This window comes from Actinokineospora spheciospongiae, assembly GCF_000564855.1.
In the GTDB taxonomy this organism is placed as follows: Bacteria; Actinomycetota; Actinomycetes; order Mycobacteriales; family Pseudonocardiaceae; genus Actinokineospora; species Actinokineospora spheciospongiae.
Window position 1 is genome coordinate 1 of the sequence record NZ_AYXG01000231.1, and the last position, 24559, is coordinate 24559.

Below are 24559 nucleotides of genomic sequence, written 5' to 3' on the forward strand. Positions count from 1 at the left end.
ACCCACCCGGGCGGTTGGCTCGCCGGGCCGGCGGTTCTCGGGGTGGCCAGCTAGGCAAGCGCATCCATCCACCCGGGCATTCGGTCGCCGGGCCGGGGGTTCTCGGGGTGGCTGATTGGGCCGCTGCGCCGGCGGGGTTCGCGGTGGCTGGTGGCTGGGCCAGCGGTTTCGAGGTGGTCGCCCAAGCAGCACCTCCACCCACTCGGGCATTCGCTCACCGGGCAGGCGGTTCTCGGGGGTGGCCGATTGGCCAAACACCTCCACCCACCCCGGCATTCGCTCGCCGGGCCGCCGGTTGCAGTGGTGGCTGGCGGCTGCGCCGGTGGGGGTCGGTGTGGCTGGCAGCCGGGCCGGTGGGGCGGTGTGGGGTGGCCTCGGGCGCGGTGGGCGTCGGCGGGGTGGGGCTCAGTGGCCGCCCGCGCGGAACTGGTCGAGGATGCGGCGTTCGCGCTTGGTCGGTCTGCCCGCGCCTCGGTCGCGGCGGGCCACCGGCACGGTGGTGTCCGGGGGTGGGGCGGGGGTGTGGTCGAGGAAGCAGGTCGCCGCGTCCGGGGGGCCCACTCGCTTCTGGATCACCCGCACGACCTCGATCACCCTGGTCCGGCCGTTGAGGTGGGCGCGGATCTCGTCGCCGGGGGCGACCGCCGTTGCGGGTTTGGCCGGGCGGTCGTTGACGCGCACGTGACCGCCTCGGCAGGCCGCGGCGGCGTCCGGGCGGGTCTTGGTCAGCCGGACCGCCCACAGCCAGCGGTCGACACGGGTGGACTCCACACCGACCGACCCTACTCGGCCGGGTACTCGTCGTGCCTGCGATTTCGGGTGTGCGGGTCGCCGGTCGGCCAGCCCGTGGGTGAGTCCTCCCAGCTCTCCTGCCTGCCGAACACCGTTCGGTCGAGGTAGCCCGCGAAACCGCTCAGCGGCTCCACCCCGCGCCCCTCGGTCACGTAGGTGAGGAACACGTCGTCGCCGGTGCGGACGTAGAAGCTCACCCCCGGGTACTCGCCGTCTTCGCGGGTCCAGCCCCAGTCGCGGTTGTAGGCGCTGTCGGCTGAGGAGACCCAGGGGGCCGACCAGCCCATGCGCCGGCGTCGTCGGGGGCACCCACTTTGCCCGCCGCGGCCCCACCCCGCACGACCGCGCCGGAGACCGGACCACCGATCCCGATGCCGCCACCGGGCCTCGTAGAGTCGGGCCCGCCAAGGGCTGCCGGGCAGCGGCGCGCCCGGTGAGCACCGAGGTCCACAGCTTTCTGGAGTCCATCATGCAGGTCCGCACCGCACTCCTGCTCTGCGCCGCGGTGGCGGCGCTCACGGCGTGCGCCCCGCCGCAGCCGTCGAGTCCCCCTCCGGGGACGAGCACCCCCCAGCCGCGGCCGGTCGCCCCGCCACCGGCCGGGGGCGGGGTCGACTACCAGTTGGCGCAGGGCTACCCGCCCGATCCCGGGGTGGAGATCGTCATCCGCGACCACGCCGCCTCGCCCGAATCGGGCCTCTACAACATCTGTTATGTCAACGCCTTCCAGGCCCAGCCCGGCGCTGAGACCGAGTGGGGGGACCTGGTGCTGCGCGATGCCACCGGGTCCGCGGTGATGGACGAGGACTGGGACGAGGCCCTGCTGGACTTGCGCACACCGGACAAGCGCGACCGGGTCGCGGCGAAGGTGAACGCCTGGATCGACGAGTGCGCCGCCAAGGGCTTCCAGGCGGTCGAGCCGGACAACTTCGACAGCTTCACCCGATCACGCGGACTGCTGTCCGCCGCCGACGCCCAGGACTTCATCCGCCTGCTCTCCGCGCACGCCCACGGCAGGGGGCTGGCCATCGGCCAGAAGAACACCTCCGAGCTCGCCCCCGACCGCGAACGCAACGGCCTGGACTTCGCCGTGGCCGAGGAGTGCGGCGAGCAGGGCAACTGCGACGAGTACACCGCCGCGTTCGACAACGGGGTGATCGTCATCGAGTACACCGACAGCGGCCTGACCGCCGCGTGCTCCCGCTGGGGGGACGCGCTGAGCATCGTCCGCCGCGACCGCGACGTGCTGCCCGTGGACGAGCCCGGTCACGTCCGCGAGACCTGCTGACGCCTCGCGGGTCAGACGATCATCGACGGCCAGGGCCAGCGGCGGACCCGGTAGGGCAGCCACCAGGCGAGGTCGTCCGCGGTGCCGACCAAGCCCTCCTCGACGAGGTGGGCGAGGACGTCCGGTGGCACCGAGTCGGACGGGGCACCGGGGATCAGGGTCTCCACGGCGGCGAGGTAGTGCGGGTCGTCGATGACGAAGCGGGACAGGTCGCCCGCCCTGCGGTCCCTGACCTCCAGGAACCCCGGGCCGTGGCGGTGGATGCACTTGCACAGGTAGTGGGTGTCGCGCCACCGGGTGAGGACGTCCTCGGCCTCGGGGTGGTCCGGCATGGCGCGCGGCGGGTGCAGGTGGTTCAGGCGCTGCCACACGTCCCGGTGCTTGCCCCACAGCACGGTCCAGTCGTAGGCGACGCTCCAGCTCGTCAGCTCGCGCAGGAAAACCATCAGCCACACCAGGGTCCCGGCGTCCATCCCGCCGGTGAGGTCCAGCGGGCTGCCCACGGAGACCTTGCGGACGCCCCTGGCGTACAGGTCGGCGGCCGTGGTCTGCGGGTCGCCCGCGGCGGGCTGTTCGCCCATCGCCATGTCCGGCAGGCCCAGGACGGCGTCGTCGTGGTCGCGCCAGAGCAGCAGCGGGACCGGGGCGGGGCGGAGGTCGAGGGTCGGGGTGCTCACGCGGGCACCTCCTCCAGGTCGGGGTGGGCGTGCTCCGGGTCGGCGTCGGGGCGGGGGAGCTTCATCAGGTCCTGGTTGCGGGAGATCGGTGCCACGTGGACGTAGGTGTCGCACTCGGTGAACAGCACGCCGAGCCGCAGCCACCGCGCCAGGGTGTCCGCGACCCGGCCGGGGTCCGCGTCGAGCCCGGCCGCGGCGAGCTTGCGGGACAGCGCGGCGGGGGCGTGCGGTTGGTCGAGCAGGCGGAACAGGGCGACCTCCCACGGGTCGTCCAGCAGCAGGCTCGTCCAGTCGAAACCCGTGCGGCGGCTGACGAGCAGGATGCGGTCGCCGAGGTCGGTGTGGGTGAGCCTGCTGGTGGGGAACTCGGCCTGCCAGCGGCGGGCGGCGGCGCGCAGCCGGTCCCCGGTGCGCTCGCCGACGCCGAGCGCGGCGGAGGTGAACAGGTAGGCCAGGTCCATCAGCTCGGTGCGCGGCAGGTCGTAGTTCATCGCGTACTGGGTGCCGGGGGCGAGTTCGGCGAACCCGAGTTCCGGGCGGTTGAAGTACGGGCTGAACCGCTCGATGACGATCCGGGCGACGCCCTCCACCGGGGGCAGGTGGTGCAGGGCGGGCATCTGCTCGATCACCGACCCGTAGTCGTCCTCCGCCTCGCCGGGGAACCCGTAGAGGTAGTTCCACGCGATGGACAGGCCCTCCGACGCGGCGTCGCGCAGCATCCGCACGTTGTGGCAGCCGGTCACGCCCTTGTCCATGATCTTGAGGACCCGGCTGTTGAGGTTCTCGATGCCCGGCTGCACGTTGACCAGCCCGGCCGCGGCGAGGGTGGTGAGCTGGGCGCGGTTCATGTTGGACTTGATCTCGTACTGCATCCGCAGGTCGTAGCCGGACTCGATGATCGCGGGCAGCAGGGTGCGCACGTAGCCCATGTCCAGGATGTTGTCCACGACGAACATGTCCAGCACCTGGTGCTCGCGCACCAGGTGCGCGATCTCGTCCCAGAAGACCTCCGGGCTCTTGCTGCGGAACTGCATGAACGAACCGTTGAGCCCGCAGAACGTGCAGTGGTGCTTCTCCCCCCACCAGCAGCCGCGGGCGCCCTCCACGACCAGCTTCGGGTCCACCCAGTCGCGCACCACCGACTCGTCGAGGCGCTCGAAGTAGCCGTCGTAGTTCGGCGCCACGATCTGCGCGGGCGCCAGCGGGGTGGTCGCCATCGGGTTGACCACCACCGTCCCGTCCCCGTCCCGCCAGCACAGGCCGGGCACCGCGCCCAGGCCGCCGCCGTCGCGCAGGGCCCGCACCAGGGCGGGGAAGGCGACCTCGCCCTCGCCGCGCAGCACGTGGTCGACGAACGGGAAGTTGCGGTGGATCGCCTCGCCCTGCACGCCGTCGCAGTTCGCCCCGCCCATCGCCACCCGGATGTGCGGGGCGATGCGCTTGAGCGCCCTGGCCACCGCCAGGGCGGGCACGTTCTGCTGGAAGGTGGAGGTGAACCCGACGAGGTCGGGGTTGCTCTCGGCGATGCGCCTGGCGGTCTCCTCGACGAACTCGGCCGCGGTCTCGTGCAGCTCCAGGGTCATCGCGCGCTGCTCGTCCGGCATCGGCACCAGCTCGGCCAGCTCGTCGACGCGCCAGTGCGGGTCGTCGTAGAGCGCGGAGGTGAAGACCCAGTCGCCGACGCCCTGGAAGTAGGTGTCGAGGGAGTAGAAGTGGTAGTCGCGGACGGTGAACGACCTGCGCTCGGCGATCCAGTCCACGTAGTCCAGGTTGGCCTGCACGACCTCGACCTCGGCGTCGGGCACCGCGCGGCGCACCGCCGTGCTCAGGATGCCCAGCGCCAGCGAGGGAACGTCTATCAGCGCCCACGGCATGTTGATCAGAACGATTCGCACTGCGGCCCGCTTTCGTCGTGCTCGGGTGTGTGGTTCCCGGGTCTGCCGTGGTGGGGAGGCGGGCGCCCGCCTCCCCACTGCCATCGGGTGCGGTGCCGTCAGAAACCCACGCTGACGGACACGCTCACCTCGACACTGCGGCTCTGGTCGCGGTTGCCGCTGATCGGGTCGTTCTTGATGACGCGCTTGCGCATGCGTTCACCTCCTTCCCGGGGTCTCGGCGGGGTGCCGGGTGCACCCGTTCACCCCGCCTTCGTCGGGGCGGACAGCGCCCGCCCTCCCAGCGCCGTGGCCACGAAGCGCACCACGGAGCTGATGACCTGGTGGTGGACCGCGCCGGTGTGGCCCTCGTGGCCGGACCGGGTCCACTGGAGTTCGTGCTCGACGCCGCGCGCGGACAGCGCCGCGACGTAGGCGGCCACCTGCTCCGGTGGGCAGCGGTCGTCGTCGGTGGCGGCCAGGACGAGCACCGGCGCGCGCACGGCGGCGACGTGGGTCATCGGGGAGGCGGCGGCGTAGGCGGCGGGTCGCCGGTCCGGGTCCCCGCCGAAGATGCGCCGGTCGAGGGCGCGCACCGCGGGGGTGGCGCCGCGGTACGCGGCGGCGTAGTCGGCGATCGGGTTGACGGCCGCGACCGACTGCCACAGCTCGGGCTGCACGCCCGCGGCGAGCAGGGCGAGGTAGCCGCCCCAGGACGTGCCCACCACCGCCGTCCGGTGCTCGTCGGCGACCCCGGCCCGGACCAGGTGCTCGCGCACGGCGGCGAGGTCGAGGAGCTGCGTGTGCCCGGGGCCGTCGGAGAAGTCGTTGCGCCAGGCCGCGCCGTAGCCGGTGGAGCCGCGGTAGTTCGGCCTGGCCACGGCGCAGCCGATGCCCGTGAACACCGAGACCAGGGCGTCGTAGGCGTCGTGGGCCGCCGCGTGCGGGCCGCCGTGCAGCAGGAACACGGTGGGGTGCGGTGGGGGTGAGCCCGGCACGGTGAGCAGCGTGTGCACGGGTCCGGCCGGGGTGTCGACCCACACCTCGCGCGGGGTGCCCGCCACGGCCGTGGTCCGGGGGCCGCCGAGCGGTCGCCGCCCGGAGGCGGTGCGCAGGTGCGGCGGGTGCGCGGTGTCGGTCCACACGTGGTGCAGGTCGCCGTCCGGCTGCACCTGGGCGGCCAGGATGGTCCCCCGCTGCGTCGGCAGGAGCGTGTCGGTCCGCCGGTCCAGGTCGAGTTCGCGCAGTTCGGAGCGGGCGTGCCGGTCCCGGCGCAGCAGGACCCGGCGGCCGTCGGGGTACCAGGACGGCGCGATCTCGGTTTCGGACTCGAACCAGGGCAGCTCGCGAACCCCGCCGCCCGGGGTCCACTCGGCCAGGCGGTAGGCGGTGTCGCTCGCGGTGGTCAGCAGTAGCCGTTCGTCGCCGGGCACGGGCGCGAACCCGGCCACCCACAGGCTCCGGCCCGGCAGGTGCAGGGGCAGGTGCCCACCCGTGGCCACGTCCAGCACCACCGCCGGGACCGGGTCCTCGGGGTCGCGGGCGAGCACGGCCAGGCGGCCGGAGTGCGACAGGTCGACGAGCGTGGCGTAGCCGTCGAACTCGCCGATGAGGTCGACCCGGCCGTCCGGGTGCCTGCGGTGGACCGAGAGCCCGTCGTGGCCGACGCCGACGGCGGCGGTGCCGTCCGCGGACATGGCGAGCCCGGCCGCGCGGCCGGGCGGCAACCCGGCGTCGACCGCGGCGCCGCCGCCGAACGGGGTGATCCGCCAGCGGCCCACCCCGGTGAGGTCGTCGTCGAACCACCACACCCAGGCGCCGGTCGGGTCGATGGCGCAGGTGACGGTGCCCTGCGGTCGGTCGGTGACCTGCCGGGCGCCCGCGCTGGTCCAGGCGAACACCTCGCAGCGGCCGTCCACGTCGCCGACGTACACCGCGCGGGTCGGCGCGAACTCGGCGAAGGCGGGCGGTTCCGGGAAGAACACCCGGACGTCGATCTCCACGGCGTTCACTCCCCTGCCTGTTCGGGAACGCGGTCCGGGTCGGGTGCCGCGGTCAGCGACGGCAGGACCGCGGTGGTGTGGAGGGCGATCGCGGTCAGGCCCAGCCCGAGCACCACCGCGACGAGAGCCGGGGCCAGCGCGGCGACGAGCGCGCCCGCCGCCAGCGGGGCCACCGCGCCCGTCCCCTCCCCCAGGGTGCGCAGGGCGGTCCCGACCCTGCCCTGCATCCCGTCCGGGGTGCGGGTGATCGCCTTGCTCTGGAACGCGATGCTCAGCGCGGGCGTGAGCGCCGACACCGCGGCCAGGAGGACCCCCATCACCGCCGGTGGCGGGGACGCCGTGAACGCGAACGCCACGAGGGCCATCGACCACGAGACGACCAGGACCAACCTGATCGGCGGGAAGCGGCGCAGCAGGGTGGGCGCGAACAGCGCCCCGCACAGGCCCGCGACGCCCGCGGCGGTGAGCATCAGGCCGATGGTGGCCGCGGAGGCGCCGTGCAGGCGAGCGACGAGGATGACGTGGAAGTACAGCGCGCCCAGCACCAGGTTGACGCCCGCGGCCCACACGGTCATGAACCGCAGGAACGGTTCGGCCCACAGGAACCGCACGCCGTCGGCGAAGTCCCTGGCGAAGGCGGGCCTGGTGGTCTCCACCCGCGCGGGCCGCAGGTCCGAGCCGAGGGCGCGGGCGCACAGGGCGGCGACGGCGTGGCAGGCCGCGTGGACGAGGAACGGTGCCCACGGGGCGAGTTGGTACAGGCCGCCGCCGACACCCGGTCCGGCGAGCTTGGCGGCCTTCTCCCTGGCCTGGAGGGCACCGAGGGCGCCTGCCGGGTCGTCCGGCGGGAGGATCGCCCGGATCGCGCCCGACGCGGCGGCGGCGTAGCAGGCGGTGGCCGCGCCCTCCACGACCGCGGCGGCGAACAGCACCGGCAGCGAGACCCGGCCCGTGAGCACCACCAGGGCGATCGCGCCCGCCGCGCAGGCGGCGACCAGGGCGGAGACCACCATCATCGGTCGGCGCGGCACCCGGTCGGCGCAGACGCCCGCCGCCGGGGAGATGAGCACCTCGGCCAACCCGACCGCGGTGCCCAGGACCCCCGCGGTCACCGGTGAGCCGCCGAGCAGGAGCACCAGCACCGGCAGCACCAGCGCCGAGGCGTGCGAACCGAGCAGGGTGGCCGCGCCACCGAGCCAGAACAGCCGGAAGTCCCGGTGTCCCCGCACGCCCGTCCCGACCGCCACCACCCGGTTCTCCCCCATTCTGCCGAAAGCAGTAATTGATTGCGAAGAATGAATGCAGCCGCATTCGACAACCCGCCGCCCGAATTGGCGCTTCAGCAGGATAGCGTCGCGATCCGACCGTTCACATCGGCCATTCAGACCATGTTAAAAATCTGTCCACAATGGACGAAAAGGGCAGGTCATTTCGGGTGCACAAGGCGTTCACAGCGTTCACAGTTGCCAGATTCCACAACCGCCACCGATGCCGAGGGGGATTCCATACAGGTTCCGCTGGGGCGCCGCCATGCGCCGGGTGGAGCAATTCGGAGGGACAGGCGAGCACGTCCGCGCACCGGCGTCCGCGCCTCTGGGAGACTCCGGTCATGAGTTCCCCCGGGACGGACGACCTCGATCCGCAAGACGTCATCAACCGCCACGTGAGCGTTGGCGGGGAGGACGGCCAGCGCTACATGAGGCTCATGGAAGCGAACCCCGCCGCGCTCGGCACACCGGAGGGAGCGGCTTTCCTGCGGTCGCTGGCCGAGGCGGCGGAGCGGATCACCGACCGCGAACTCGGTGTCCTGCTCGACGCCGACTGGCGGTGCAGGCTCGTCGCGGGCTGGTTGATCGGGGTGGACCGCCGCGAGCGGTTCCGCGCCCCCGTTGGCGCCCGACTGCTCGAAAGCCGGGTCGTCTTCGCCGGGCACGGTTACTGCTTCGCGCTCGCCAGGCTCGGCACCGCCGACGACGCCGACATCCTCACGGCCTACCTGGACAACTACCTCCGCGAGACGAAACTGCGGTACGACCAGGACTCCGCGTTCGGCGCCCTCCAGCACCTCGACGCGCGCCTGGGCACCCACCGCGCCGAGCGGTTCACCCAGCCGGGAGGGCTCTGGCAGCAGTGGGCCACCGCGAACCGGGCCGACACCACCGACCACAAGCAGCGGATCGACATCCTGTGCTTCCTCGTGCAGGAGGCCGTCGACGCCCACCGCGCGAGTCGCGGCACCGGAGACCCCGCCTGACGGGTGAGCCGTTCGGACGAACCAGCGGGAGTGGATCACTCGCCGGGCCGGGCGCGGCCGGTTCAGAAGGCGAACTGCTGCCCGTCGGCCGTGCGGGTCGGCGGCGCCGGGGAGGGGCCGATGGCGGAGAGGCGGTGGGTGAGCAGGGTGTTGCGGCGGCGGGGGCGGTTGTCGAGGGCGCGGAAGAGGGCGCCCCGGTGGCCGACGATCACCACGAGCTTCCTGGCGCGGGTGATCGCCGTGTAGAGCAGGTTCCGTTGCAGCAACAGGTGTGGGGTGTCGTTGGTCAGGGGGATGACGACGTACGGGTATTCGCTGCCCTGGGAGCGGTGGACGGTGATCGCGTAGGCGTGGGCCAGGGTTTCGAGTTCGTCGAAGTCGTAGGTGGCGGTCTGGCCGTCGTCGAGGGCTATTTCGATGTTCTGGTCGTCTTTGTTGATGGCGGTGATGGTGGCGGTGGCGCCGTTGAAGACGCCGTAGTCGCCCTTGGTGGGGTCGTTGCGGGTGGGCATGACCTTGTCGCCGACGCGGAAGGGGCGGTCGTCGGCCCAGTGTTCGGGGGTGGTGTCGCGGGCGGGGTTGCGGTGGTCCTGGGCGAGGCGGCTCAGGGAGGTGGCGCCGGTGGCCCTGGCCTTGCCGGGGCAGAGGATCTGGACGTCGGCGGGGGTGCAGCCCTGCTTGGCCGGGAGGCGGCGGGTGGCGATGTCGACCACCAGCTCCGCCACGTCGGCGGTCTTGTCCGCGTCGAGGTCGTGGAACCAGAACTGGGGGCCGTTGACCGGGGGCCTGCCGTGCACGACCCGGTTGGCGTTGCTGACGATCCCGCTGTCGGCGTCCTGCCGGTAGATCGTGTCCAGGCGGGTGGAGGGGATGTCGGCGACGCCCAGCAGGTCGTGCAGGACCGCGCCGGGGCCGACGCTGGGGAGCTGGTCGACGTCGCCGACCAGCAGCAGGTGGCTGCCCTCGGGGATGGCGCGCAGCAGGCGTTCGGCGATCAGGACGTCGAGCATGGACGCCTCGTCCACCACGACCAGGTCCGACGACAGCCCGTCGTTGGGGTCGAACAGGCCGCCGTCGTCGACCGGGTTGTCCCGGTGGTGCACCAGGCGGTGGACGGTGGTGGCGCGCAGGCCGGTCAGCTCCGAGAGCCGCTTGGCCGCGCGCCCGGTCGGGGCGGCGAGCGCGACGGTGGCACCGGCGGCCTTCGCCCGGCGCACCAGCGCGGCCACGGTGTGGCTCTTGCCGCTGCCGGGACCGCCGGTCAGGATCGACAGCGTCTCGGTGAGCGCCATCTCGACGGCCTCGGCCTGCCGCTCCCCCAGCGGCGGGTCCTCCTCGGCGACCGCCCCGGCCCGGCGCGGGAGCTGCGACGGCGCCGCCAGCAGCCGCCGCACGTTCTCGGCGAGCGTGCTCTCCCTGCGGTGCAGCCACGCGGGGAACACCAGCTCGTCGGCGAACAGCGCGGGCGTGCGCTCCACGACGACCGAGCCCATCTCCCGCAGCTCGTCCAGCCCGTCGCGGACCAGTTCCGGGTCCTGCCGGACCAGGGCCACCGCCGCCGCCAGCAGTTCCTCGCGCGGCAGGTAGCAGTGCCCGCCCTTGCCCCTGGCCTCGTCGAGGACGTGCAGCAGCGCCGCGCGCATCCTGGCGCCGCTGCGCTCCGGGATGCCCACCGCCACGGCGATCTTGTCGGCGATGCGGAAGCCGATCCCGTGCACCCGCTCGATGAGCTGGTACGGGTGCTGCTCCACGATCTGCCGGGCCTCGGCGCCCAGGTGCCGGTGGATGCGCACGGCCAGGCCCGGGGTGACGCCGACGCCTTGCAGGAAGACCATCACCTCGCGGATCTCGCGCTGCTCGGCCCAGCCCTCGACGATCGTCGCCAGCCGCTTGCGGCCGATCAGCGACACCCCGAGCAGCAGTTCCGGGGTGGTGTCGATGACGGTCAGCGTCTCGGCGCCGAAGCGGTCCACGATGGCCTGGGCGATGGTCGGGCCGATGCCCTTGATCATGCCGGAGCCCAGGTAGGCGCGGATGGCGTGCACGGTCGCGGGCAGCACCCGCTCGCAGGTCAGCACGCGCAGGGTGTCGGCGTGCCGGGCGGTGGACGGGCGGCGGCCGGTGACCCGCAGCGTCTCGCCGGGGCGTAGGCCCGCCAGCACGGTGCCCGCGACCTTCACCGGCTCGCCGGACTCCCCCGTGCTGAGCACGGCGACGGTGTGCCCGTCGGGTCCCACGTGGATGACCCGGTCGACCACGCCTTCCACGACCTCGTCGCTGCCCTCGGGCGCGCTGGACACGCCGGCCTCCCTCCGCACTCCTGCTGATCACGTAGGGTAGCGCCGTGCGGCGGACCAGGGTGACGGACAGCGCGGGGCGACCCCGGTGACCACCGTCTCCGCGATCGTCCAGCCGCCCCCGCCGTCCCGACGCGGCGGCCAAGGCCCCACCCGCGCGGTCCCCCTCGTCCGCGCCGCCGAGCGGCGGCTGCTGCACTGGTGCAAGACCACCGACCCGGCCCTGCGGCTCCCCGACCTGCCCGAGGGCACCGACGCGCGGGTCCTGCTACCCACCGGCGAGGCATTCGACGCCCTGCGCACCCGGCTCACCGACGCGGGGGTGGCGCACCGCTCGGTGCGGCACTGGATCGAGGACGAGGTGATCACCACGATCGGTGTGGACGCCCTCACCGTCACCACCGCCCTGACCGCCCGCGCCCGCCGCGACTGGGGCGGCCCGACCGCCGACGAGCGCGCCCACGACGCCCGCGACGCGTTCGAGGCCGTCTGGGACGCCCACGGCCCGGCCGACGTGCCCGAGGTCGAGCACGTCCCGGCCGCCGACCTGGTGCCCGCGCAGTGGCTGGAGTACCTGCCGTTCCCGACGCTGAACCCGGCGCAGGCGCACGCCGCCCCCGCCGTCCTGGGCTCCTCGGAACACCTGGTCATCACCGCGCCGACCGGGGCGGGCAAGACCGTGGTGGGGATGCTGGCCGCGCTGCGGGCGATCCTGGGCGAGCGGCGCAAGGCCGCCTGGCTGGTGCCGCAGCGGTCGCTGACCGACGAACTGGACCGCGAGCTGGCCACCTGGCGCGGCAAGGGGCTGCGGGTGGAGCGGCTGTCCGGGGAGTACCTGACCGACATCGAGCGGGTGCGCGCGGCGGACCTGTGGGTGGCGACCACGGAGAAGTTCGAGGCGATCTGCCGGGCCAGCTCGTTGCAGACCGCGCTGGCCGAGGTGGGCTGCCTGGTCGTCGACGAGATCCACCTGCTCGGCGCACCCGAGCGCGGCCCGCTGCTGGAGGCGCTGCTGGCCAGGGTGCGCGGCGCGGACTCCCCGGTGCGGATCGTCGGGCTGTCGGCGACGGTGTCCAACGCGGACGAGATCGCCTCCTGGTTGCAGGGTTCGCTGGTGTCGACCACCTGGCGGCCGACCCGGCTCACCTGGCAGCTCCCGCAGATCCCGGCCACCTCCGACCGCACCACCGACGGCCTGCTGCGGATGCGCACGGCCGTCGAGCTGACCCGGCGGGTCACCGGGGACGGCGGCAGCGTGCTGGTGTTCTGCGGCACCAAGCCCAACGTCCGCACCACCGCCCTGGCCATCGCGGGTTCGCGCGGGGCGGACACCTCCGGGGTGCACATCGACGACACCGACCGGCTGCACAAGGCGTGCGCGTCGGTCGGGGTGGGCCTGCACTACAAGGACTGGGACCACAAGCGCGAGGCCGAACAGCGCTTCCGCGACCGCGACTGGGACGTGCTGGTCGCCACCACCACGGTCGCCGCCGGGGTGAACCTGCCCGCGCGGGCGGTCGTCGTGCGCGACACCCGGGTCGGCCTGGACGACATCGACGTGGCCACGGTGCTCCAGATGTTCGGCCGGGCGGGCCGGGTCGGCGCGGGCGAGCGCGAGGGCTGGGCGTACCTGGTCACCTCGGAGCTGGAACGGGCCAACTGGCAGGCCGCCCTGGTCGACGGCTACACCGTGCACTCGCAGATCCACGACAGCCTGCCCGACCACGTGCTGGCCGAGGTCGTGCAGGGCCGGATCACCACGCTGCCCGAGGCGGAGCAGTGGTGGCTGCGCACCCTGAGCCACCACCAGGGCGACGAGGACACCGAACCGGTCACCGAGGCCGTCGACTTCCTGGTGCAGCACGGATACCTGGCGCTGGACGGCCCCAAGGTGGCCGTGACGGAACTGGGCCTGCTCACGGCGCGGCTCATGGTCGGCACCCGAGTCGGCGCGCAGCTACGGGCGGCGCTGAGCCGCGTCGAGGTCCCGACCGACCCGGACACCGCCGAGGACCTGTTGATCCACCTGGTGTCCCTGCTGGTCCCCGACCTCGCCCACGCCCCCGTCGCCGAACCGCAGCGCCCGGTCGTGGCCACCGTCCTCAAGGCGGGCGGCCACCGCGACCGCATCCGCCCCAGCACGGCGGTGTCCGGCCTCGGGTCGTCGGTCGCCTCCGCCCCCGGCGACCTGGCCCGGGCGGCGCTGCTGCTGGTCGCGCACTCCCCCGAGCTGTTCACCAGGCCGGGCCGGACGATCGTGGGCCTGCCCGCGAGCACCCTGTTCCCGGTCCTCGACCAAGCCCCGCGCCACCTGGCCTGGCTCGCGGCGCAGGGCTTCACCCGCACCGTGCACCCGTGGGTCGCCGTCATCGCCGCCGACCTGGCGCGGCGGGTCCGCTGGCGCAGGCTCGGCCCGACGCGCGGCGCCGGGCGGCTGCTGTGGATGTGCGAGCAGATGGCACCGCCCCCGCACACCGACGAGGACGTGCCCCGGCTGTGGCAGGCCGCCCGATCACGCGGGCTCACCGCACCGGACTGGCCGCAGGTCACTCCCCCGCGCGGCTGCCGCCTCGACCAGCCCGACTACGCCGCCCTGCTGCGCGACCGCACCACCGGCGCCGCCCTCACCCCCACGTCGGTCACCGGCCTGACCAGCGGTGTGCTCGTGGCCTGGTCGGACCACAAGACGATCGACACGACCGTGACCGAGCAGGTCACCGTCGACCACCCCACCGCCACCGACGCCGCTGTCTTCACCCGCCGTGGCGACTACCGGGCAACCGGCGTGCTGGCCGAGCACTACCACGTGCTGCGGGAGTGAGGTTCGCGCTAGGGCTGTGGTGGGTGAAGGCGGCCCAGAGGAGGTTGAGCGGGTGATCTGGGCTATGGCGGTGGCGTTCGCCGGGGCGGGCGAGGATGCCGGTGACGATCTCCATGGGTGGGGTGAGGTCGTCGGCGAGGGTGAGTTTGCGCAGGCCGGTGCCGGTGATGGCGGCGTCGGCGACGCGGTCGGTGGTGAGGATGGCACCGTGGAGGAGTTCGGCGGTGAGGAGGTTGAGGCCGTAGTTGAGTGAATCGATGGTGGCGATGACGTTGAGGGTGTGAGGGTAGTCGGGGCCGAACCACTGGCTGAGGAACTGGGCGAGGAGCCCGGCGCTGGGGGCGAGCAGCGGCAGGGTGGTGAGGCGGGTGGCGGTGACGGGGGTGTCGGGGAGTTCGCGTGGGGTGAGGTTGGTGAGCAGGGCGACGCCTTCGCGGTGCCATTCGAGGAAGTCGTAGTCGAGGTGGGGTTGTTGGCCGCGGTGGGTGGGGAGACTGCCGCAGACAATGTCGACCTGCTTGGCGTCCAGGCGTGCCCAGAGGTCGCGGGTACGAACGTGTTCGACCTTGAGGGTGACCTCGCGGCGTTGGAACTCCTCTACCGCGACCTGACCACCCGCCACGGCCTCACCGACCTCTACCGCCACCACCACCCCGACACCGTCGAACACTCCTGGGCACGACGCCCGGAACTGGGCTACCGCTACGACCACGCCCACTTCACCACCACACTCCTCCCCCACATCACCGACTGCCGCTACGACCACAGCACCCGCGAACACCACGCGGACGGGTCACGCCTGACCGACCACTCCGCCCTCACCGTCGCCACGACCCTCACCCCCACCCACCCGCTGCTACCGTCGGCCCCCGTCAACCCGGCCCAGCACAACGAGCCCACTCTCTTCTGACCCACCAACGGCTCGCCGGGCCCGCCCCACGACCGGCGAGGAACCACCGCACGTGCCCACCCCCACACCCCGGCACGGCGCCCGTGTCCTGCTCTTGGACCCCGGCGACCGCGTCCTGCTCATCCACGCCCGCGACCCCGACAACCCCACCCACCACTGGTGGGAACTCCCCGGCGGCGGCATCGACCCCGACGAAACCCCCGAACACGCCGCCCTGCGCGAACTCACCGAGGAAACAGGGCTCACCACCATCACCCTCGGCCGCCACCTCTACACCCGCGAGTCCCGATTCCACTACCGAGGCACCCACCACCACCGCATCGACCACGTCTACCTCGCCCACACCCGCACCACCACCCCCACACTCGCCCCCGAACACACCTCCAACGAAAAAGCCGGGCTCATCGAACAGCGCTGGTGGAACCCACACGACCTCATGGCCACCACCGACAAACTCCTGCCACCCACACTCCCCCAGCTCCTCGACGACCTCCTCCACGACCGCTTGGGCCCGCTCCCACTGAGCTTGACCAGTTGAAATCGGAAAGCCACCGCGCAGCAGTCACACCCTCCTGACCCGAGAGCCGATTGTGTCTACAGTGGATAGTCTGCTTCATGCGGTCCCAGCGGCCACCTAGACCCGATCGGGTGAAGCGTGGACTCAGTTGAGCCGTCGATGCGTTGCGGTGCAGTGGTTCCCCCTAGTCTGGCCGTGTTGCGTATGGTGTGCCCCCGGTGCTGAGTGTCTGCTGATGACCGCCCCGCCGGATGCGTCCCACACTGTAAAATCCCGGCATCGACACGCGCGTGCCTTTGCGGGGGTGGAAAGGAAGACGTGTCCGGACAGAGGAAGAACCCGCAGGCGCGCGACCGCACCATCGGCGCCCAGCTCAAGGCCCTCCGGCAGGAGCAGACGACCCTCAACCTGGAGGCCGCCGCCCGGGCGATCGGCTGGTCGACGGCGACGCTGAGCCGCATCGAGAACGGCAAGCGGCACATCACCAGCGAGGACGTGGCGATGGTCCTGACGACCTACGGCGTGCCCATGGCCCAGCGCGAGGAGTTGATCGAGAGCGCCCGAACGGGCGTACAAGCCGGGTGGTGGTCGCGCCCCCTGCCCGGGGTCCTGCCCGACGTGGGCACCCTGGCCAGCTACGAAGCCTCAGCCAGGGCGATCACCGACTGGTCGTTCAGCTTCATCCCCGGGCTGCTGCAAACAGAGCGCTACGCGGCAGGCTTGATGTCGGAGGACGGCGCCGAACCGCTGGAAGTCACAATGCGTTGGCGTGCCCGCTTGCAGCGGCAGCGGGTTTTGCCCACGATCGACTACACGGCATTCCTCCACGAGAGCGCGCTCCAACAGCCCTTCGGTGGTGTTGACGCACTCAGGGAACAACTGAGCCACCTCGTGCAGGCATCCACCCGGGGACTCGGCGTCCGCATCGTGCGCGGGCGAGTGCCACACCGGTTGCTGCTCCATCCGTGGCTGCTGCTGGACTTCCCCGACGCACCTCCGGTGCTCAACGTCGAGCTGAACGGAAGCAGTGTTTTCCTGCACGACGACGAGGTCCGCAGCTATGACAACATGCGCTCGATGCTCGATGGCATGGCTCTGTCAAGCGCGGAAAGCCGCAGTATGATCGGGCAACTACGAGAAAGGTTGTGATCATGGAGTGGCGCAAGTCATCCCGCTCGGGCAACACCGGTAACTGTGTCGAGCTGCGGCAGGACCTGGCAGCCGTGCGGGACAGCAAGCGACCCGGCGTCACCCTGCCGGCGAGCCGGACCGCCGTCCGCGAGCTGATCACCCGACTCAGCCGCTGAATCCTGGAGGGTGTGATCATGGAGTGGCGCAAGTCATCCCGTTCCGGCAACACCAGTGACTGTGTTGAGCTGCGGCAGGACCTCGCGGCCGTGCGGGACAGCAAGCGACCCGGCGTCACCCTGCCGGTGACCCGGACCGCCGTCCGCGAGCTGATCACCCGACTCAGCCGCTGAGCCACGCCGCGCGGGGTGGGTCACCACGGTGGCCCACCCCGCGCCGCGTTCAGCCGACCTGCCAGGTGGTGGCGCGCAGGTTGCTGATGCCCGCGCCCGGGAAGAACGAGACCGAGAACCAACTGGTGCCCACGGCAAGCCCGCCTGCGGAGATGGCCTTGACCTCCCCGCGCGGCAGCAGCATCAGCGTTCCGAGTTCGCTGAACGACGAGCCACGGGAAATGACGAACGGGCGCGGGTCGCCCGCCGCGTTCTGGGCGGAACCGACGACGTCGCCCCGGTCGTTCTGGTCGGTGATGCTCAGCGTGCGCCCGCCGGGCAGCGCCGTGGGCACCCCGGCCCGCCAGACGACGGCGGTGGCGTCGCTGTAGCCGACGATGTCCCCACGGGTGTTCACGGCGTGGCGGATGGTCGCGACGTTGGTCCAGGCATGGCCCGGGAGCGGGGGCAGGACGGTCACCTGACCGTTGGCGTCCCAGGCGACCGCCCGTGTGACACCCTCGACGATGATCGTGCCGACGACGGTGCCCGCGTCGTTGATCGCGTGGACGGCCACGAGTTCAGCGCCCGTGGGCATCGGGAGCGCGGTGCAGGTGCCCGCGAGGGTGCAGCGGAGGGCTTCGCGGGGTGCTTCGAAGTCGCCGCTGTCGGTCACGGCGATGACCTGGGCGCCGCCGTTCATCGCCACGGCCTGCACGGGGGTGTCGCCGTACCGCAGCGGGGTCAGCGCGCCCGCGTGCCAGATGGCGGCGCCGTTGCTGAACGGCCTGCCCTGGAAGGTGGTGACGAGCACGTCACCGCTGTCGTTGATGTCGACCGCCTCGGTGGTGGTGGCGTCCGGCAGGTTCGGGATAGTGGTGATGGCCCCGGTGGGCGACCAGGTCGCGGCGCGGTAGCTGACCCTGCCTGCGCTCGTGCCGGTGGCGTTGATGTCGTTGACCTGCACGTCGGCGGTGCTCCCCAGGCTCACCCGGCTCCCGCCCCGGAAGAGGGAGATGGTGCCCTGGTAGGTCCCGACCGCGATCCCCGAGTCGCTGACCAGGCGGAGGTGGGAGACATCGACCCAGAACGGGACCCCCGCGTCCCCCGGCCCGCTGACCGCGGCGGCGTCCTGCGCCCCGGCGACGACGAGCGCGGATGCCAGCACAACAGCGGCGGTGCGACGAACCACAGCGACCTCCAAACCAAGATAACACCCTTATTTGGGTAAGAGTGTCATCCAGAACCGTGGTTGTCACCTGTGATTTCCGGAGTGCCGGAGCCGGGCGCCCCACCCGACCGGGTGGGGCGCCCGGGGGTCACTTCAGGGCGGCCAGCGCCGAGTCGTAGTCGGGCTCGTCGGCGATCTCACCGACGAGCTGGGAGTGCACGACCACATTGGACTCGTCCAGCACGACCACCGCGCGGGCGGCGAGACCGGCCATCGGCCCATCCTGCAGCGCCACGCCGTAGTCGGTCAGGAACTCGGCGCCGCGCAGGGTGGACAGCGTGGTCACGTTCTCCAGGCCCTCCGCCGCGCAGAAGCGGGCCTGGGCGAACGGCAGGTCGGCGGACACGCACAGCACCACGGTGTTCTCCGCCTCGGCCGCGCGCTCGTTGAACGTGCGCACCGAGGTCGCGCAGGTCGGGGTGTCGACGCTGGGGAAGATGTTGAGCACCTTCCGCTTTCCGTCGAACGCGCTCAGGTCGACGTCGGCAAGGCCCTTGCCCACCAGGCTGAAGGGGGCCGCCGCCGCGCCGACCTCCGGGAAGGCGCCACCGACGGAAACCTGGTTCCCCTTGAGGGTCACAGTTGACACGTTGTCCTCCAAGATCTTCGATCCGACAACGGCGATGCTAGAGCCCGCGCCCACCGGGGCTGCCGCCCGTCCGCTGTGATCCCCGTCAGCCCCGCCCGATCGGCCGGGGCCGCCGACCCGAGCACCTCCCCCCGACAGCTCGACGGGGCACTAGAACACGTCGCGCAGGGTCTCCAGGAGGTGGGCGATGTTCGCCTCGTCGCGGCGGTAGTAGGTCCACTTGCCCCGCCGGGTGGCGACCACCAGCCCCGCTTGCCGCAGCATGGCGAGGTACTGCGAGGTGGTGGACTGCCCCAGGCCCGCCCGCCGCTGGATGTCGGTCACGCAGACACCGATCTCGACGTCGTCGGGCTCCTGGCCGGGGAACCCCATCGGCTCCTTGAGCCACACCAGCAGCTGACGGCGGGTCGGGTTGGACAGTGCCCGGAACACAGCCAGCAACTCCGCCTCAGAGAACACGCGGCGATCGTAACGCACAAACACATTGACAATTCGGGATATGACGTTCCAAGATCGTGGCATGTCGACTTCGATGCGCGTGGTGGAACTCGTCCGCTTCGGTGCCGCGGACACCGCGTTCGTCACCCGAGAGCTGCCAAGACCCGTTCCCGGCCCCGGCCAGGTGCTGGTGCGCGTGCTGGCCACGTCCGTGAACCCCCTCGACCTGCAAACCCGGCGCGGCGACTACCGCGACCAGGTGGCGCTGCCCGCGGTGATCGGCAACGACGTGTCCGGCGTGGTGGTCGAGACCGGCCCGGGGGCGGACGACTTCCGACCGGACGACGAGGTCTGGTACCTGGCGCCGGTGTTCACCGGGCAGGGGGCCTACGCCGAGTTCCACGTGGTCGACCAGGCCCTCGTAGCCCGCAAGCCCGCGGGGTTGTCGCACGTCGAGGCAGCCGGTCTCGTGGTCGTGGGCGTGACGGCGTGGGAGGCGCTGGTCGAACGCGCCGGGGTGCGGGCCGGGGAACGGGTCCTGGTGCACGGCGGGGCGGGCGGGGTCGGTTCGGCCGCCATCCAGGTCGCCCGCGCGCTGGGCGCCGAGGTGGTGACCACCGCGCGGGCGGGGGACCACGAGTTCGTCACCGGGCTGGGAGCCGACACCGCGATCGACTTCTCGGTCGGTGACCCCGTGCCGCAGGTCCGCGCACTGGGCGGGGTGGACGTCGTGCTGGACACGGTGGGCGGGGACACCCTCACCCGCAGCCCGGAGGTCCTCGCCGACCGAGGCCGCGTGGTGTCCATCGTGGACACCTCCGAACCCCAGAACCTGCTCGCCGCGTGGGGCGTGAACGCGACCTACCACTTCCTCTTCGCCAGCCCCGGCCGGGCGAAGCTCGACGCCCTCGGCCTGCTGGTCGAGCAGGGCAGGCTCCGGCCGGTGATCGGCGCCGTGCTCCCGCTGACCGACATCGCACAGGCGCACGCGCTGCTGGAAGGCGGCTCGGCCCGCGAGGGTCGCCGACGTCCACGCGGCAAGATCGCCATCGCCGTGCACCCCCTGGACGAGCATCCGCTGTGATCCCAGCCGAGGGCGACGACACCGAGCACCCGGTCGCAGGTCAGCCTGCCGCCGGGGTGCGGGACGACGACCTCGACCCAGGCGTGGGTGCCGTCCTGGCCGAGGAGGTGGCCGGAGACGCAGGGGGCGGGCAGGCCCCGCGCCCGGCATAGCGCGAGCACGAGGTGGGCCGAGTCCTGGCAGACGCCCCGGCCACCGGCCAGGGCGTCTGCGGCGGTGAGGGCCAGCAGCCGGGGGTCGCACAGGGCGGCGGCGGGGAGGCGGGTCGGACCATCGGACCTGGTGCGGTGGAGGACTGCGGTGAGGTGGAACTCCACCCGCCGTTCAACCCGGGGGCAAAACCTTCACGTTCGTGTTGCCTGCGGCGTCCGGGCCGGACCAACGGGGCACGATCCGGACTCCGAGCACCTCAGGGGCCCGCACCGACAGCCGGGCGGTTCCCGCCGGACTCCGCGCCTGCGCCGCCCAACCGGTGATCGGATACGCCGTTTGTCCGCTTGTCGGATTATCGCCGACAATCCAAGGTGGGGGGAGGACCTTCACGGGAGACGGGTGGCGGCGATGGGGAAACTCAGGCACGGCGTGGTGGCGGTGGTCGTCCTCGCTTCCGGGGTGGTCGCGGCGGGAGCGGCGCAGGCGGCGCCCGCCCGACCGGACGGCGTCGGGCGGATCACCGACCGGGTGGCGCACGCGTTGGCGGTGGAACTCGGCGAGTCCGGCGCCCGGCCCGCGCTGGGCACGGCGCCGGCCGACCCCCGGGTGCTGGACCGGCGCGGTCGGCTGGCCCCGACCCTGGCGGCGGCCAACGCCGACGTGCTGACCGCCAAGGGCCTGCCCGCCGGGTCTGCCGACCTGCTGCGGGTGCGCCTGGGTGACGCGGGCATGGCGGTCGCCCTGCGCGACGGGGTGGCCCCGCTGGTCGCGGCGGCGCCGAACGACGACGAAGCAACCCGGTTCACCGCCTACGAGCCCGGTGGGCGCGCGGTGACGCTGTCGACGGTGGAGGTCCCGTCCCGGCCGGTGTTCGTGGTCGACATCGACGTGCCCACCGCCACCCGCCTCGGCCTGGACGTCCTGCGCCGCGCGACCGGCACCCGATCCATCCAAAGTGGACCGATCAAGGCGGCGGGCGGCTACTGGGCCACCCAGGTCACCCGCGTCCGCGTCGGCGACAACCAGGAGCCGTGGCCCAAGGGTTCCTCGGAGATCTTCACCCTGGCGGGCGGCTTCGGCCCGGACGGCAAGGCCACCGTCGACCCGGTCCAGATGCCCTACCTCGACGACGAGAACCGCGACTACCACCCCAACCAGCTCCTGGTGCACTGGAACCACTACAGGTACAACGCCGCCGACGTCGTGATGATGGAGGACGACGGCGACACGAACTACTCCGCGCTGGCCACCGCCCTCGCGACCGCCCTCTTGACCATTGTGGACGGCGGCGCGTACACGCCGCTGGTGACGGCGATCCTCAACGCCATGCCCGCGAGCTGGTGGGTGGACGACCCGGACTACGTCGAGTCCTGGTACACCCTCACCACCCAGACCTCGGGCACCATCACCGGCGCGCGCGGCACCGGCGTCATGGACGTGCGGCCCTACTGGGTCGAAGAGCTCTGAGGCGGTCGGGCGGGTCGACGCGACCCCCGCCTGAACGATCGGTGGCCGACCGCGGTGGCGGTTATCCGCCTGCCGCGGAGTTGGGTGGGTGGCGGTCGTCGGAATTCGGTTAACTGTGTCCGTGTCGGGACGCAAGCAACTGGTGTTGTGGGCATTGATCGTCGCGGGCCTGCTGGTCGTCGGCTTCCGCGAAGACGCGGCGACGATCACCTGGGTGCTGGCGGTCGTGGTCAGCGCGGGGGGCGTGGTCAAGTTCCTGGTCCCGCTGCTGGAGGACCGGAACTCGAGCACCAGTACCGACGCCCAGGTCGACGACGCCGCGGCCGCACTGGCGAACAAGGTCAGGCAGCAGTGGGACAAGGAGCTGCGCGCACGGGCCCTGGTCGAGGACAAGCGGTTGCCGGTGCGGTACCGGCCGTTGCACGGCGGGCCGGAGACCGAGCGGACGTGCGACGAGTTGGTGACCGCGTACGTCGACAACCCCCGTCGGATGGTGGTCACCGGGGTGAGCGGCGCTGGCAAGACGGGCCTGCTGATCCTGCTTGCCGTGGCGGTGTTGCGGCGCCAGTCGGCGAAACCCGTTCCGGTCATCCTCTCCGTCGCGGGGTGGCACCCCCGGCAGAACTTCCAGGAGTGGTTGGTCAACGCGGTGCTCGGGGAGTACCCGTTCCTGGCGAACGAGAAGCGGTACGGACCGACCGCGGTGCTCGAACTGCTGCGCCGCGGTCGGCTGTTGCCGCTGCTGGACAACCTCGACCAGATGGGTGCCGAGCCGGACACGTCCGCGCTGCGGACCATCGAGCGCGACCTGGACAGCGGCAGGCCCCTCGTCCTGGCGTGCCAGAGCGGGTACTTCGCCGCGGCCAACGCGGCCGGGACGATCCCGGAGCCGGACGTGGTGGAGTTGCTGCCGTTCCGGCCCGACGAGGTGGTCGACCACCTGCGGTCGAGAATCCCGCAGGTCGCGGTGGACCGGTGGGAGCCGGTGCTGGAGGGGCTGCGGGAGAACGCCCAGCTCGGGGCGGCGCTGGAGACCCCGTTCATGCTGACCCTGGCGCAGGACGTCTACAGCGAGCGCGACTCCGAGCCCGCCGACCTGCTGGAGCTGGCCGACGCCGACGCCATGCGGGCGGCGCTGCTGCGGGACTTCCCACGCAGGGCGCTGGACGAGCGCCCCGGATCACCCACCGACCACGAGCCCGCCACCCGGGCGCCGGGCTGGGACCTGGACCGGCAGGTCGACTGGTTGACGTTCCTGGCCCGCGAGTACGGCGAGATCGCGTGGTGGGAGCTGTGCTCGAAGGTGCCGGGGTGGGTCGTCGTCGCCCGCGGAGTCCTGGTGGGCGGTGGGGTGTCGGCGGTGCTCGGGTTGCTGCTGCTGGGTCTGTTCGGGCGGCCCGTCCTCGGTCTCGTCGTGGGTTTCGCCCTCGGCGCCGCCGGTGGGGCGCTGCTCGCCCGCGTGCCCGCCGAGCCGCCTCGCCGCTTCGCGCCCAGGCGGCTGCGCGGCGTGGAGGTCGCGCGCGACCTGGTCTTCGCCGTGGTCGGCGCGGTCGCGGGCGCCGTGGCCGTCGGGCTCGTGTTCGGCGGGCTCCCCGGCGCGGTGACCGGGTTGCTGTTCGGCGTGCTGTTCGGGTTGGTGCGCAGGTTCACCGAGCCCACGGACCCCGCCGGGATCATCACCCCCACCTCCTCGCTGCACGACGACCGGAGGGCCGTGCTCATCGCGACGGGGTCCGGTGCCGCCCTGGGCGCCGTCGTCGGCGCGGTGCTGGGCGGCTTCGTCGGGGTCGCCGACCGGGGGCTGGTCGTGCCGGTCACCAACCCGTTCCTGGTCGGGGCGCTCGGTGCGGCGGTGGGCCTGGTCCTGGGCGCCGGGGGCATCGGCCTGGCGACCTACTCGACCAGTGCCTGCGGGCGCTACGACACGGCCCGGATCTGGCTGGCCCTCACCCGGCGCACGCCGCTGCGGCTCATGCGCTTCCTCGACCACGCCCACCAGCGGACCGTCCTGCGCCTGGTGGGTCCGACCTACCAGTTCCGGCACGAGCTGCTCCGGAAGCAGTTGGCGCGCCCAGGGTGACGACGGCGGAGCCACCGAGCTGCCAGAACGTGCGCAACGCCGAATCGTCCAACCGGTAGCGCGCCTCGGGGAAGCGGACACGCGGTTCCGCGCCCTCCACGGCGCGGAACTGGACCTCGCCGAGCGCGAACCCGACCCGTTCCAGGGCCGAGGGGGGATGGCTGAAATCGATCACGACCGGGGTCGCCGGGCGCTCGTCGGACAGGTGGAGCAGGCGCGCGGCGCGATCGGTGTCGGTCAGGTCGTAGAAGCGGTCGTCGGCGCTGAGGCGGACCACGGGGAACTCGCTGTCCCGCAGGTCCCGGCTGCACTCGCTCAACCACCGCTCCCCGAACCGGTCCTGGTTGCGCTCGAGGACCAGCAGGAAGACGAACCTGGCGAAGGCGTAGGCGACCACGCCCACCGCCACCAGTGCCACGGGTGTCGACCAGAGCAACCGGCTCAGCGCGAACACCACCACCGCGACCGCCGCCAGCACGACGTTCTGCCGGTGGGACCGCCCGAAGTCCGGCCTGCGCGGCCCCGCGAAGACGTGGGACAGCACCACCGGCGCCCGCACCAGGGGCACGGCGAGATCAGGGCGGGGCGGTGCGCTCCACCCCGGTGGCACCCCTCTGGTCACAG

Annotated in this window: 24 protein-coding genes and 1 pseudogene; 12 read left to right on the forward strand and 13 right to left on the reverse strand. The window is 72.4% G+C overall.

The genetic code is table 11. The annotated features are described in order from the left end of the window. Positions 1–405 precede the first annotated feature (405 nt). Both UO65_RS29605 and UO65_RS29610 read right to left on the reverse strand, forming a co-directional pair. Positions 406–771, reverse strand: coding sequence for an RNA-binding S4 domain-containing protein (locus UO65_RS29605; protein WP_035289153.1), 366 nt, complete (start codon positions 769–771; stop codon positions 406–408). 11 nt (positions 772–782) lie between these two features. Next, entirely contained in the window at positions 783–1079 is a 297-nt protein-coding gene (locus UO65_RS29610) for a DUF899 family protein (protein WP_052021972.1), read from the reverse strand. Positions 1080–1225: 146 nt separating this feature from the next. Between UO65_RS29610 and UO65_RS29615 the strand changes: the two genes are divergently transcribed. Further along, the gene (locus UO65_RS29615; RefSeq protein WP_233427892.1) at positions 1226–2080 is read left to right on the forward strand and encodes an endo alpha-1,4 polygalactosaminidase; all 855 of its coding nucleotides are present in this window, start codon (positions 1226–1228) and stop codon (positions 2078–2080) included. 11 nt (positions 2081–2091) lie between these two features. On the opposite strand, the gene UO65_RS29620 is transcribed toward UO65_RS29615, so the two are convergent. The 4 genes from UO65_RS29620 to UO65_RS29635 form a co-directional block, all read right to left on the reverse strand. Then, a complete protein-coding gene (locus UO65_RS29620; protein WP_035289156.1) occupies positions 2092–2757 on the reverse strand; it encodes a DUF5825 family protein in 666 nt (221 codons plus the stop codon). After that, positions 2754–4652 carry a RiPP maturation radical SAM C-methyltransferase gene (locus UO65_RS29625; protein WP_052021973.1) on the reverse strand — a complete coding sequence of 633 codons (1899 nt, stop codon included), beginning with the start codon at positions 4650–4652 and terminating at the stop codon, positions 2754–2756. Before UO65_RS29625 ends, UO65_RS29620 begins: the two co-directional genes overlap by 4 nt. Before the next feature lie 242 nt (positions 4653–4894). Then, entirely contained in the window at positions 4895–6634 is a 1740-nt protein-coding gene (locus tag UO65_RS29630; protein WP_063936043.1) for a S9 family peptidase, read from the reverse strand. A 5-nt stretch (positions 6635–6639) separates the two neighbouring features. Beyond that, positions 6640–7881 (reverse strand): MFS transporter, encoded by a 1242-nt coding sequence (locus UO65_RS29635; RefSeq protein ID WP_161784538.1) that lies wholly within the window; start codon positions 7879–7881, stop codon positions 6640–6642. 362 nt (positions 7882–8243) lie between these two features. On the opposite strand from UO65_RS29635, the gene UO65_RS29640 reads away from it, so the two are divergent. Beyond that, positions 8244–8888 (forward strand): DUF6000 family protein, encoded by a 645-nt coding sequence (locus UO65_RS29640; RefSeq protein WP_052021978.1) that lies wholly within the window; start codon positions 8244–8246, stop codon positions 8886–8888. 62 nt (positions 8889–8950) lie between these two features. Here the strand turns inward: UO65_RS29640 and recD2 are convergent, their stop codons facing one another. Beyond that, entirely contained in the window at positions 8951–11188 is a 2238-nt protein-coding gene (gene recD2, locus UO65_RS29645) for an SF1B family DNA helicase RecD2 (RefSeq protein WP_052021979.1), read from the reverse strand. An 85-nt stretch (positions 11189–11273) separates the two neighbouring features. Between recD2 and UO65_RS29650 the strand changes: the two genes are divergently transcribed. Further along, positions 11274–14006 carry a DEAD/DEAH box helicase gene (locus UO65_RS29650; RefSeq protein WP_084176377.1) on the forward strand — a complete coding sequence of 911 codons (2733 nt, stop codon included), beginning with the start codon at positions 11274–11276 and terminating at the stop codon, positions 14004–14006. Here UO65_RS29650 and UO65_RS36375 read toward each other — a convergent pair. Next, complete coding sequence (locus UO65_RS36375) at positions 13939–14628, reverse strand: hypothetical protein (protein WP_152552340.1); 690 nt, start codon at positions 14626–14628, stop codon at positions 13939–13941. The genes UO65_RS29650 and UO65_RS36375 overlap by 68 nt on opposite strands. Between UO65_RS36375 and UO65_RS37675 the strand changes: the two genes are divergently transcribed. From UO65_RS37675 to UO65_RS35210, 5 genes are all read left to right on the forward strand, one after another. Further along, complete coding sequence (locus UO65_RS37675; protein WP_200873502.1) at positions 14593–14916, forward strand: exonuclease/endonuclease/phosphatase family protein; 324 nt, start codon at positions 14593–14595, stop codon at positions 14914–14916. The two genes, UO65_RS36375 and UO65_RS37675, sit on opposite strands and share 36 nt — an antisense overlap. 52 nt (positions 14917–14968) lie before the next feature. Further along, on the forward strand, positions 14969–15454 hold the full coding sequence (locus UO65_RS29665) for an NUDIX hydrolase (protein ID WP_035289162.1): 486 nt from the start codon (positions 14969–14971) through the stop codon (positions 15452–15454). Positions 15455–15751: 297 nt separating this feature from the next. Beyond that, complete coding sequence (locus UO65_RS33825; RefSeq protein ID WP_052021982.1) at positions 15752–16582, forward strand: helix-turn-helix domain-containing protein; 831 nt, start codon at positions 15752–15754, stop codon at positions 16580–16582. A gap of 2 nt (positions 16583–16584) precedes the next feature. Continuing rightward, positions 16585–16740 (forward strand): DUF397 domain-containing protein, encoded by a 156-nt coding sequence (locus tag UO65_RS35205; RefSeq protein ID WP_084176379.1) that lies wholly within the window; start codon positions 16585–16587, stop codon positions 16738–16740. A gap of 18 nt (positions 16741–16758) precedes the next feature. Next, positions 16759–16914, forward strand: coding sequence for a DUF397 domain-containing protein (locus UO65_RS35210; RefSeq protein WP_110078788.1), 156 nt, complete (start codon positions 16759–16761; stop codon positions 16912–16914). A 49-nt stretch (positions 16915–16963) separates the two neighbouring features. Here UO65_RS35210 and UO65_RS29675 read toward each other — a convergent pair whose 3' ends face one another. The 3 genes from UO65_RS29675 to UO65_RS29685 all read right to left on the reverse strand — a co-directional run bounded on the left by UO65_RS29675 (position 16964) and on the right by UO65_RS29685 (position 19172). Beyond that, on the reverse strand, positions 16964–18085 hold the full coding sequence (locus UO65_RS29675) for a hypothetical protein (RefSeq protein ID WP_152552341.1): 1122 nt from the start codon (positions 18083–18085) through the stop codon (positions 16964–16966). Between the two features lie 127 nt (positions 18086–18212). Further along, positions 18213–18713, reverse strand: coding sequence for a thiol peroxidase (gene tpx, locus UO65_RS29680; protein WP_035289168.1), 501 nt, complete (start codon positions 18711–18713; stop codon positions 18213–18215). Between the two features lie 150 nt (positions 18714–18863). After that, the gene (locus UO65_RS29685; RefSeq protein ID WP_035289171.1) at positions 18864–19172 is read right to left on the reverse strand and encodes an ArsR/SmtB family transcription factor; all 309 of its coding nucleotides are present in this window, start codon (positions 19170–19172) and stop codon (positions 18864–18866) included. Positions 19173–19233: 61 nt separating this feature from the next. Here UO65_RS29685 and UO65_RS29690 point away from each other — a divergent pair, with 61 nt between their 5' ends. Continuing rightward, on the forward strand, positions 19234–20235 hold the full coding sequence (locus tag UO65_RS29690) for a zinc-binding dehydrogenase (protein ID WP_035289176.1): 1002 nt from the start codon (positions 19234–19236) through the stop codon (positions 20233–20235). Then, on the forward strand, positions 20232–20387 hold the full coding sequence (locus tag UO65_RS38875) for a hypothetical protein (protein WP_200873504.1): 156 nt from the start codon (positions 20232–20234) through the stop codon (positions 20385–20387). The genes UO65_RS29690 and UO65_RS38875 overlap by 4 nt, the downstream gene beginning before the upstream one ends. Here the strand turns inward: UO65_RS38875 and UO65_RS38880 are convergent. Continuing rightward, positions 20355–20552, reverse strand: a pseudogene (locus tag UO65_RS38880) (transglutaminase domain-containing protein); the annotation flags it as partial. The gene UO65_RS38875 and the pseudogene UO65_RS38880 sit on opposite strands and share 33 nt — an antisense overlap. Positions 20553–20796: 244 nt before the next feature. On the opposite strand from UO65_RS38880, the gene UO65_RS29695 reads away from it, so the two are divergent. Next, positions 20797–21855, forward strand: coding sequence for a DUF3103 family protein (locus tag UO65_RS29695; RefSeq protein ID WP_035289280.1), 1059 nt, complete (start codon positions 20797–20799; stop codon positions 21853–21855). A 121-nt stretch (positions 21856–21976) separates the two neighbouring features. Further along, positions 21977–23935 carry a glycine zipper family protein gene (locus UO65_RS29700; protein ID WP_152552342.1) on the forward strand — a complete coding sequence of 653 codons (1959 nt, stop codon included), beginning with the start codon at positions 21977–21979 and terminating at the stop codon, positions 23933–23935. Here UO65_RS29700 and UO65_RS29705 read toward each other — a convergent pair. Then, entirely contained in the window at positions 23826–24557 is a 732-nt protein-coding gene (locus UO65_RS29705) for a hypothetical protein (RefSeq protein ID WP_152552343.1), read from the reverse strand. The genes UO65_RS29700 and UO65_RS29705 overlap by 110 nt on opposite strands. Positions 24558–24559 lie beyond the last annotated feature (2 nt).